Origin of the sequence: Actinophytocola sp. (assembly GCF_049647105.1) — a bacterium.
Lineage (GTDB): Bacteria > Actinomycetota > Actinomycetes > Mycobacteriales > Pseudonocardiaceae > Actinophytocola.
The window spans coordinates 1-9,316 of the sequence record NZ_JBARWZ010000133.1 but is presented as its reverse complement, the minus strand read 5'-3'; the positions used below and the strand labels follow the sequence as shown (position 1 = coordinate 9,316).

The 9,316-nt window shown below is 72.4% G+C and carries 8 protein-coding genes; all 8 read right to left on the bottom strand.

Annotated features, from left to right (window positions below; genetic code table 11):
* Positions 1–245, bottom strand: a 245-nt coding sequence (locus WBA97_RS16050; RefSeq protein ID WP_424231615.1) for a hypothetical protein, incomplete at its 3' end; no start/stop codon positions are given.
* Positions 245–1,642 (bottom strand): UDP-N-acetylmuramate--L-alanine ligase, encoded by a 1,398-nt coding sequence (murC, locus tag WBA97_RS16045; protein WP_424231614.1) that lies wholly within the window; start codon positions 1,640–1,642, stop codon positions 245–247. The genes murC and WBA97_RS16050, both read right to left, overlap by 1 nt.
* Entirely contained in the window at positions 1,639–2,739 is a 1,101-nt protein-coding gene (murG, locus tag WBA97_RS16040; protein ID WP_424231613.1) for an undecaprenyldiphospho-muramoylpentapeptide beta-N-acetylglucosaminyltransferase, read from the bottom strand. Before murG ends, murC begins: the two co-directional genes overlap by 4 nt.
* Positions 2,736–4,154 carry a putative lipid II flippase FtsW gene (gene ftsW / locus WBA97_RS16035; RefSeq protein ID WP_424231612.1) on the bottom strand — a complete coding sequence of 473 codons (1,419 nt, stop codon included), beginning with the start codon at positions 4,152–4,154 and terminating at the stop codon, positions 2,736–2,738. Before ftsW ends, murG begins: the two co-directional genes overlap by 4 nt.
* Entirely contained in the window at positions 4,151–5,503 is a 1,353-nt protein-coding gene (gene murD / locus WBA97_RS16030) for a UDP-N-acetylmuramoyl-L-alanine--D-glutamate ligase (protein ID WP_424231616.1), read from the bottom strand. Before murD ends, ftsW begins: the two co-directional genes overlap by 4 nt.
* A complete protein-coding gene (gene mraY, locus WBA97_RS16025) occupies positions 5,503–6,591 on the bottom strand; it encodes a phospho-N-acetylmuramoyl-pentapeptide-transferase (protein WP_424231611.1) in 1,089 nt (362 codons plus the stop codon). Before mraY ends, murD begins: the two co-directional genes overlap by 1 nt.
* Positions 6,588–8,066, bottom strand: a complete 1,479-nt coding sequence (locus WBA97_RS16020) for a UDP-N-acetylmuramoyl-tripeptide--D-alanyl-D-alanine ligase (protein WP_424231610.1) — start codon at positions 8,064–8,066, stop codon at positions 6,588–6,590. Before WBA97_RS16020 ends, mraY begins: the two co-directional genes overlap by 4 nt.
* The coding region (locus WBA97_RS16015) for a UDP-N-acetylmuramoyl-L-alanyl-D-glutamate--2,6-diaminopimelate ligase (RefSeq protein ID WP_424231609.1) at positions 8,063–9,316 on the bottom strand (1,254 nt) is incomplete at its 5' end. The genes WBA97_RS16020 and WBA97_RS16015, both read right to left, overlap by 4 nt.

The following is a 9,316-nucleotide window of genomic DNA, read 5'->3' as shown; positions in this document are numbered from 1 at the left end:
GTCCTGGCAGCCGCGCCGTCGGTGCCCGCCGAGCCACGAGCGCGGGACGAACCGCCACGCTCGGCGGCATCGCCCCGGGCCGCCGAACCACGCCGCCCTCTGCTCGCGGACCCCCGCGTGCCGTCGGACCCTCGGGTGCCCTTGGCGGCACTGTCGTTGCTGTCGGCCCTGTCCGAGGTGCGGCGGCCGCGGGTCGGCGATGCGTCGCCGGTCCTGCCGCGGCGAGCGCGGTCGCCGCCGGTCATCAGGCCCGGACCCGGCGGTCCAGTTCGGCGATCAGCTCACGCCCGAGCATGGTCACGTCACCCGCGCCCATCGTCAGCACCAGGTCGCCATCGCCGGCGAGGGACGCCACCAGCGCGGGCACCCGCTCGAACGAGGACTCGAACCGGACGCGGTCCGAGGGCAGCGGCACGTTGTCCACGATGAGCTGCCCGTTCACGCCCGGCTCCGGCTGCTCGCGCGCCCCGTACACGTCAAGGACCACGACCTCGTCCGCCAGTGCGAGCGCGGCGCCGAACTCCTTCGCGAACAGCCTGGTCCGCGAGTACAGGTGCGGCTGGAAGATCACCACGAGCTTGCCGCCCTGCGCGGCGGGGCGAGCGGCCCGCAGCTGCGCGTCGACCTCGGTCGGGTGGTGGGCGTAGTCGTCGTAGACGCGCACGCCGCCAGCCCTGCCCTTGAACTCGAACCGCCGCCGCACGCCACCGAAGCCCGCGATGCCCTCCAGGAGCCCATCGAGCGGGGCGCCAAGCTCCAGGCCCGCGACGATCGCGCCCAGTGCGTTGAGCGCCATGTGCTCGCCGGGGACCGCGACCTTCACCTCGACCTCGGCGCCGTCGAGGAGGATGCGGGCCACTCCGGCGCCGTCAGCGGCAGGCTCGTAGCCGGTCATGGTCACGTCCGAGGCGGCACGCCCGTAGCGGCGCACCCGCACGCCCTTGTTCTCGGCCAGCAGCCCCAGCGCCGCGGCGCCAGGGTCGTCGGCGCACACGATCAGCACGCCGCCCTCGACGACGCGGTCCACGAACGACTCGAACACCGCGTTGTATGCCTCGACGGTGCCGTGGTGGTCGAGGTGGTCGGCCTCCACGTTGGTCACGACCGCGACGGACGGCGAGAACGCCAGGAACGACCCGTCGCTCTCGTCGGCCTCCGCCACGAAGATGCCGCCCGCGCCGTGGTGGGCGTTGGCGCCGGACTCGTTGAGGTCGCCGCCGATCGCGAACGACGGGTCGAGCCTGCAGTGCTGCAGCGCGACCGTGAGCATGGACGTGGTGGACGTCTTGCCGTGCGTGCCTGCGACACAGGCGACGCGGTGGCCCTCCATCACCGCGGCGAGCGCGGCGGAGCGGTGCAGCACGTCGAGCCCCCGGGCCGTCGCCTCGACCAGCTCCGGGTTCTCGGGCCGGATGGCACTGGACACCACGACCGCGGTCGGACCGCCGTCCAGCAGGTCCAGGTTCTCCGGCGCCTGGCCGACCGCGACCCGCGCGCCCTGCGCCCGCAGCGTCATCAGCGTCGACGACTCCTTGGCGTCGGAGCCGGACACCTGCGCGCCGCGGTCGAGCAGGATCCTGGCGATGCCGCTCATCCCGGCACCGCCGATGCCGACCAGGTGGACCCGCTCGAGATCGCTCATTTACCGATCACCTCGAGAACCATGCGCGCCAGCACGTCCGCCGCCTCGCGGTGGCCGGTGCCCTGCGCGGCGGCGCTCATCTTCTTGAGCCGCAACGGGTCAGTCAGCAGCGGCACGACCGTCTCGGCGGTCCGCTCAGCCGTCAGGTCATCGTCGGAGATCATCAGCGCGGCACCGGCGGTGACCGACGGCTGCGCGTTGAGCGCCTGCTCACCGTTGCCGATCGGCAGCGGCACATACACGGCGGGCAGCCCGACGGCGGACACCTCGGCGACGGTCATGGCGCCGCACCGGCACAACACCGCGTCCGCGGCGGCGTACGCGAGGTCCATCCGCTCCAGGTACGGCACGCCGACGTACCTGGGCGCGCCGGGGACCTGTTGCACGGCAAGGGAGTTCTTGGGGCCGTGCGCGTGCAGCACGCCGATGCCGCGCTGGGCGAACACCCCAGCGCACGCGGACACGGCGTTGTTGATCGTCCGCGCGCCCTGCGAGCCGCCGAACACGAGCAGCGTCGGCGCGGTCGGGTGCAGGCCGAAGAACTGCCGGGCCTGCGCACGCAGCCGGAACCGGTCGAGCCCGATGATCGAGCCACGCAGCGGGATGCCGATCACCTCGGCGTTCGGCAGCCCGGTGCCCGGCACGGCGACCGCGACCCGCGCGGCGTACCGGGCGCCGACCTTGTTCGCGAGACCGGCCTTGGCGTTGGAGTCGTGCACGACGATCGGGGTGCGGCCGCGGGCGGCGAGGTAGGCGGGCAGGGCGACGTAACCACCGAACCCGACGACCACGTCGGCGCCGACGCGGTCGAGCACCTCGCGGGTCTGCTTGATCGCGGCCCGGACCTTCAGCGGCAGCTTCAGCAGGTCGACGTTGGGCTTGCGGGGCATCGGCACCGGCGGGATCATCTCGAGCTGATAGCCACGGGCCGGGATGATCTGCTTCTCCAGGCCGCGCTCGGTGCCGAGCGCCACCACGCGGGCGTCCGGCCGGATCCGGCGCACCGCATCGGCCAGGGCCAGCGCGGGCTCGATGTGCCCGGCGGTCCCTCCCCCGGCGACGACTATGCACGGTCCACGGTTGGCAGGGGTGGTCAAGAACGTCCTCCTAGTCTGCGGCGCGGGGCGGGCTGTCGGCCGCGGACGGTGGTACGACCGACGGCACGGCCAGCGGAGCCTCGCTGCGTGGCGGGTGACCGGGCGGGCTTTCGCCTGACCGGCGGCTGGTAGGGCTCCGGGGCGGGGAGCCGCATCAGCCTGCCGAATCGGCCCGGGCCCTGTGAGCGTAGTGCCGCCACCGCCTCGGGCTCATGCCGCGCACAGTTCGCGAGGACACCGAACACCAGCATGGTGGTCACGACGGACGTGCCACCCGAGGAGATGAGGGGCAGCGTGATGCCCGTGACCGGCAGCAATCCGACCACGTAGCAGATGTTGATCGCCGCCTGGGCGACCAGCCACACGGTCAGCGTGGCGGCCACCATCCGGATCCACGGGTCGATGTTGCGGGTGGCGACCCGCATGCCGACGACCGCGAGCACACCGAACAGCCCGAGCACCAGCGCGCAGCCGAGGAAACCCATCTCCTCGCCGATGAGCGCGAAGATGAAGTCGTTGTGCACGTTGGGCAGGTACTCCCACTTCGACTGCCCCTGCCCGATGCCCTTGCCGAACAGTCCGCCCTCCGCGAGTGCGTACAGGGCCTGGTCGGACTGGTAGTCGGCACCCAGGCTGTCCTCGCCGGGATGGAGGAACGACAGGACACGCGCGTAGCGGTAGCCGGTGCCGATGGCCAGCAGGACCACGCCCGCGAGGCCGCCGAGCGCGAGCGCGCCGAACAGCCGCAGCTGGGCGCCGGCGAACCACAGCAGCGCGATGAGCACGACGCCGAGCGTGACCGTGCCGCCGAGGTCGGGCTGCAGCATGACCAGCGCGAACATGACCAGCGCGGCGGGCACGACCGGCACGAGCAGGTGCCGGTACTGGTGGAGCAGCCCGCGCTTGAGGACCAGGATGTGCGCGCCCCACAGCGCGAGCGCGAGCTTGGCGAACTCGATCGGCTGCACCGACAGCGGCCCGATCCGGAACCAGCTGCGGGTGCCGTTGAGCGTCGAGCCGAGCGGCGTGAGCACGAGGACCAGCAGCAGCACGGTGATCCACAGCGCGACCGGGCTGAAGGCCCTCATCCGCTGGAGCGGCACGCGCACGCCGATCCAGAACATCGCGAGCCCGACCAGCACGAACACGACCTGCTTGCCGAACACCGTGTACGCGGAGCTGCCCTGGTTGATGGAGATGACCGCGGACGCGGACAGCACCATCACCAGGCCGATGACGATCAGCAGTACGCAGATGGCGAGCAGCAGGTGGAACGACGCGAGCGGACGGCCGAGCCACGCGGTGAGCGCGGTGCGGATCGCGCCGAGACGGCCGGTGCGCCCCTTGCGTGGCTTGCGCTCGGCCTTGCCGTCTGGCTCGCTCCTGGTGTTCTTCGACTCCTCGAGTGCCGTCATCCGCGCTCCGCCAGCACATCGCGCACGGCGTCGGCGAAGGCGCTGCCGCGGTGCACGTAGCTGGCGAAGAGGTCGTGGGACTTGGCGGCGGGTGCGAGCAGCACCACATCGCCTGCAGAGGCCATCGCGTTCGCCACGCGCACCGCAGTGAGCATGGGGTCATCGTCTCGTGAAGGGACGCGATGGACCGGCACATCCGGCGCGTGTCGCGCGAGTGCGGCGGCGAACACGTCCTGATCAGCTCCGATCAGGACCACTCCGCGCAGCCGGGACGCCGCCTCGGCGACCAGGTCGCCGACCTGCGCGCCGTGCAGGAGACCGCCGGCGACCCACACGACGGAGTCGAACGCGCCGAGCGAGCCCTGCGCGGCGTGGGTGTTGGTGGCCTTGGAGTCGTTGACGTAGCGGACGCCGTCGCGTTCCGCGATCAGCTCCACCCGGTGCGCGGGCGGCTGGAACGCGCCAAGCCCGGCCCGCACTGCCTCCGGCGAGACCCCGTACGCCCTGGCGAGCGCGGCGGCCGCGAGCGCGTTGGCGACGTTGTGCCTGCCGGCCGGGCGGACCTCGGCGGCCGGCGCGAGCAGCAGGTCGCCGTGCACGAGCCAGCCGTCGGTCACGCCGTACTGACCGGCGGCGGGGGTGCCGGTCGTGAAGCCCACCCGTGCCCGCGCGCCCTCGGCGAGCCGTTCCGACTCGACGTCGTCGGCGTTGTAGACCACGAGCCCGGCGCCGTCGTAGACCTTGCCCTTGTCGGCGACGTAGCCCGCCATCGTGCCGTGCCACTCGAGGTGGTCCTCGGCGATGTTGAGCACGACGGCGGCGTGCGCACGCATGGACGACTGCCAGTGCAGCTGGTAGCTGGACAGTTCGACGGCGAGCACGTCGTAGCCGCCGAGCACCGCGTCGACCACGGGCAGACCGATGTTGCCGCAGGCGATCGCCCGGAAACCGGCCTCGGCACCGGCCGCGAGCAGCATCGACTCCAGCATGCCGACCGTGGTGGTCTTGCCGTCGGTGCCGGTGACCGCGAGCCACGCCGGCGGGTCCGGCAGCGTCTGCCCGAGCCGCCAGGCCAGCTCGACCTCGCCGATCACCTCGATCCCGGCCTCGGCGGCCGCCACGAGCAGTGGCGCGGTTGGCGGCCAGCCGGGGCTGGTGACGACCAGGTCCGTGCCATCGGGCGGGGTGGTGAGCCCTGCCGAGGTGGTGACGCCGCCTGGCAGGCCGGTCAGCCGGTCGGCGGCCGCGTCGGTGACCGTCACGTGCGCGCCGGTGCCCAGCAGGGCGGCCGCCACCGACTTGCCGGTGACGCCCGCGCCCGCGACGAGCACGTTCCTGCCCGCGAACATCAGCTGCCGTTCGCGGAAAGCCACTCCGAGTAGAAGAGGCCGAGGCCGAACATCGCGCAGATCCCGGCGAGCAGCCAGAACCTGATGATCACCGTGGTTTCCGCCCACCCGGCGAGCTCGAAGTGGTGATGGAAGGGAGCCATCCGGAACAACCGCCGTCGCGAGGTGCGGAAGACCGCGATCTGCAGCACCACCGACAGCATCTCGACCACGAACAGGCCGCCGACGATGACCATCAGCAGCTCGGTCTGGGTCGTGATGGACAGACCGGCGACCAGGCCACCGAGCGCCAGCGAGCCGGTGTCACCCATGAAGATCTTGGCCGGGGCCGCGTTCCACCACAGGAAGCCGATGCAGGCGCCCATGGCGGCCGCCGCGACGACCGCGAGGTCGAGCGGGTCGCGCACGTCGTAGCAGCCGGGCGTCGGGTCGTCCGCGCCGCAGTTGTAGCGGAACTGCCAGAACGTGATGACCACGTAGGTGCCGAACACCATCGCGGACGAGCCGCCCGCGAGACCGTCGAGACCGTCGGTGAAGTTCACCGCGTTCGACCAGCCGGACACCAGCAGGTAGCAGAAGACGACGAACCCGATGGTGCCGAACGAGATGATCGTGAGATCACGCACGAACGACAGGTTGACCGAGGCAGGCCGGAACCCGTAGTCGTCGGCGAAGTTCACCGCGAGCACCGCGAACACCACGGCCACGAGCAGCTGGCCGACCATCTTCGCGGTCTTGTTCAGACCGAGGTTGCGCTGCTTGCGGATCTTGATGAAGTCGTCGAGGAAGCCGACGAGCCCGAGACCGACGGCGAGGAACAGCACCAGCAGCCCGGACGCGGTCGGGGGCTCGCTGTCGTCCGAGACGAGCGAGGTCAGCAGGTGGGCGACGAAGTAGCCGACCACCATGGCCACCAGGATCGCGACGCCACCCATGGTCGGGGTGCCGCGCTTTGACTTGTGGCCCTCCGGTCCCTCCTCACGGATTTCCTGCCCGAAGCCCTGCCGGGAGAACACCCGGATCAGGTAGGGCGTGAACATGATCGAGACGATGAGGGCGATCGCGGCGGCGATCAGGATGCCGATCACGCGCGGCTCCCCATCAGCGCGTCGGCGACGCGCCACAGCCGCTGGGCGTTGGCCGCCTTCACCAGGACGACATCGCCCGCGCGCAGCTCGGCGCGTAACAGGTCGACCGCGGCGTCAACATCGGGCACCAGGACCGACTCCTCTCCCCGCGAGCCCTCCAGGCTCGCGCCTCGCTGCATTGGTTGCGCGGCCTCGCCGACCACGACCAGCCGGTGGACGGCCAGGCTCGCGGCCAGGCGGCCGATCTCCTCGTGGACACGGTCGCCGTCGGGCCCCAGCTCGGCCAGTGGCCCGAGCACGGCCCACGCGCGACCCGGCGGGTCCGCGGACCCGCTGATGGTCACCAGCGTCCTGAGCGCCTCGCGGGTGGCCTCAGGACTCGCGTTGTACGAGTCGTTGATGACCGTGACCCCGTCGCCGGTGGTCTCGACCGCCATCCGGCGCGCGGACACGGCCTTCGCGGCGGACAGGCCGGCGGCCACGTCGGCGAGCGGCATCCCGGCGGCGAGCGCGACCGCGGCCGCTGCCAGCGCGTTCGCCACCTGGTGCGCGCCGTGCAGCCGCAGGCTGACCGGCGCCGCACCCGCCTCGGTGACGAGCGTGAACGACGGCCGCGCCTGCCCGTCCAGCTCGACGTCCTGCCCGCGCACGTCGGCGTGCTCGGCGAGGCCGAAGGTCATGACCCGGGCCTTCGTACGGTCGGCCATGGCGGAAACGTACTGGTCGTCGGCGTTGAGGACCGCGACCCCGTCCTCGGGAAGGGCCTCGACCAGCTCGCCCTTGGCCTCGGCGATGGTCTCGCGGGAGCCGAACTCCGCCATGTGCTGGGTGCCGACGTTCAGCACCGCACCGATTCTCGGCGGCGCGATCTCGCACAGGGCGGCGATGTGGCCGACCCCGCGTGCCGACAGCTCGAGCACGAGGTTCTGTGTGTGCTCGTCGGCACGCAGCACCGTCCACGGGTGGCCGATCTCGTTGTTGAACGAGCCGGGCGGGGCGACCGTGGCGCCTCGGGTGCTCAGCAGCGCCGCGATGAGGTCCTTGGTGGAGGTCTTGCCCGCGGACCCGGTGACGCCGACGGTCAGCATGCCCGCCGAGGCGAGCCTGCGCGCGACCACGGCCGCCAGCCTGGCGAACCCGGCGAGTACCGCCGCGCCGCTGCCGTCCGTGTCGCCGGCGAGCGCGTACACGTGGGACGGCCCGTCGACCCGGACCGGCGGCACGATCACCGATGGCGCGTCGACCTCGCGGGCGGCGAGCACGGCGACCGCGCCGCCGGCGACCGCCTTCGCGGCGAAGTCGTGGCCGTCGACCCGTTCACCCGGCATCGCGACGAACAGGCTGCCCGGCCCGACCTTCCGCGAGTCGAACTCCACGGTGCCGGTCACGGTCACGCCGCCTGCCACCGAGCCGTCCGGGCTGTGCACCCGGCCGCCGGTCGCCTCGGCTATCTCGTCGAGCGTCAGAGGGATCACGTGTTCTTCTCCAGCCGCTCCCAGATGGCGGCCCGCAACTCGTCGTGGTCGGAGAACGGGTGCACCACCCCGTTGATCTCCTGTCCGGTCTCGTGGCCCTTGCCCGCGATCACGACGACGTCGCCCGGCCGCGCACGGTTTACCGCTTCGACGATCGCGGCACGGCGGTCGCCGACGTCGCGCACCTCGCCGCGCTCCCCCGGCGGCACCCCCTCGGCACCGGCCAGCATCGCGGCGCGGATCTCGGCCGGGACCTCGGTGCGGGGGTTGTCGTCGGTGACGATCAGCAGCTCGCTGCGGCGGGCGGCGGCCTCGCCCATCATCGGGCGCTTCTCGACGTCGCGGTCGCCGCCGCAGCCGAGCACCACGATCACGCGGCCGTCGGTGCGGGCCCGCATCGCGTCGAGGGCCTGCGCTACCGCGGCCGGCTTGTGCGCGTAGTCGACGACCGCGGTGAAGTCCTGGCCCAGCGCGACGCGTTCCATCCGGCCAGGCACCTCGACCGCGCCGAGACCGGCCGCGATGTCCGTCGGGGCCACGCCCGCCGCGTGCAGGCAGGCGGCGGCCAGCAGCGCGTTCGCCACGTTGAACTTGCCCGGCATCGGCAGCGTGACCGGCAGCGCGAGGCCGTCCGGCCCGTGCACGGTGAACGTCTGCTCGCCCGCGTAGGACGTGGTGAGGCCGGTGGCGGTCCAGTCGCCCGCGCCCTGGGTGGCCACGGTGACCGTGTGCGGCGTGACGAGGCGCTTGCCCCACTCGCCGTCCACGCACACCACCTCGGTGGTGGACCGGCCGTCGAACAGCAGCGCCTTGGCCTGGAAGTAGTCCTCCATGTCGGCGTGGAAGTCCAGGTGGTCGCGCGACAGGTTGGTGAACGCGCCGACCGTGAACCGGGTGCCGCTGGCCCGCCCGAGCGCGAGCGCGTGGCTCGACACCTCCATCGGCACGTGCGTGACGCCGCGCTCCACCATCACCGCGAACAGCGCCTGCAGGTCCGGCGCCTCCGGGGTGGTGAACGCGCTCGCCAGCCGCTCACCGCCGATCCGGGTCTCGACGGTGCCGACCAGGCCGGTCCGCATGCCCGCGGCACGCAGGCCCGCGTCGATCATGTACGTGGTGGTGGTCTTGCCGGACGTGCCGGTGACCCCGAGGACCGCGAGGCGCAGCGACGGCTCGCCGTAGATCCACGCGGCGACCGACCCGAGCACCTGGCGCGGGTCGTCGTGCACGACGACCGGCACGTCCTTGAG

Bases quoted from the DNA above. Each gene is read 5' to 3' on its own strand.
- murC (WP_424231614.1), bottom strand. From the start codon at position 1,642: ATGAGCGATCTCGAGCGGGTCCACCTGGTCGGCATCGGCGGTGCCGGG.
- ftsW (WP_424231612.1), bottom strand. From the start codon at position 4,154: ATGACGGCACTCGAGGAGTCGAAGAACACCAGGAGCGAGCCAGACGGC.
- murD (WP_424231616.1), bottom strand. From the start codon at position 5,503: ATGTTCGCGGGCAGGAACGTGCTCGTCGCGGGCGCGGGCGTCACCGGC.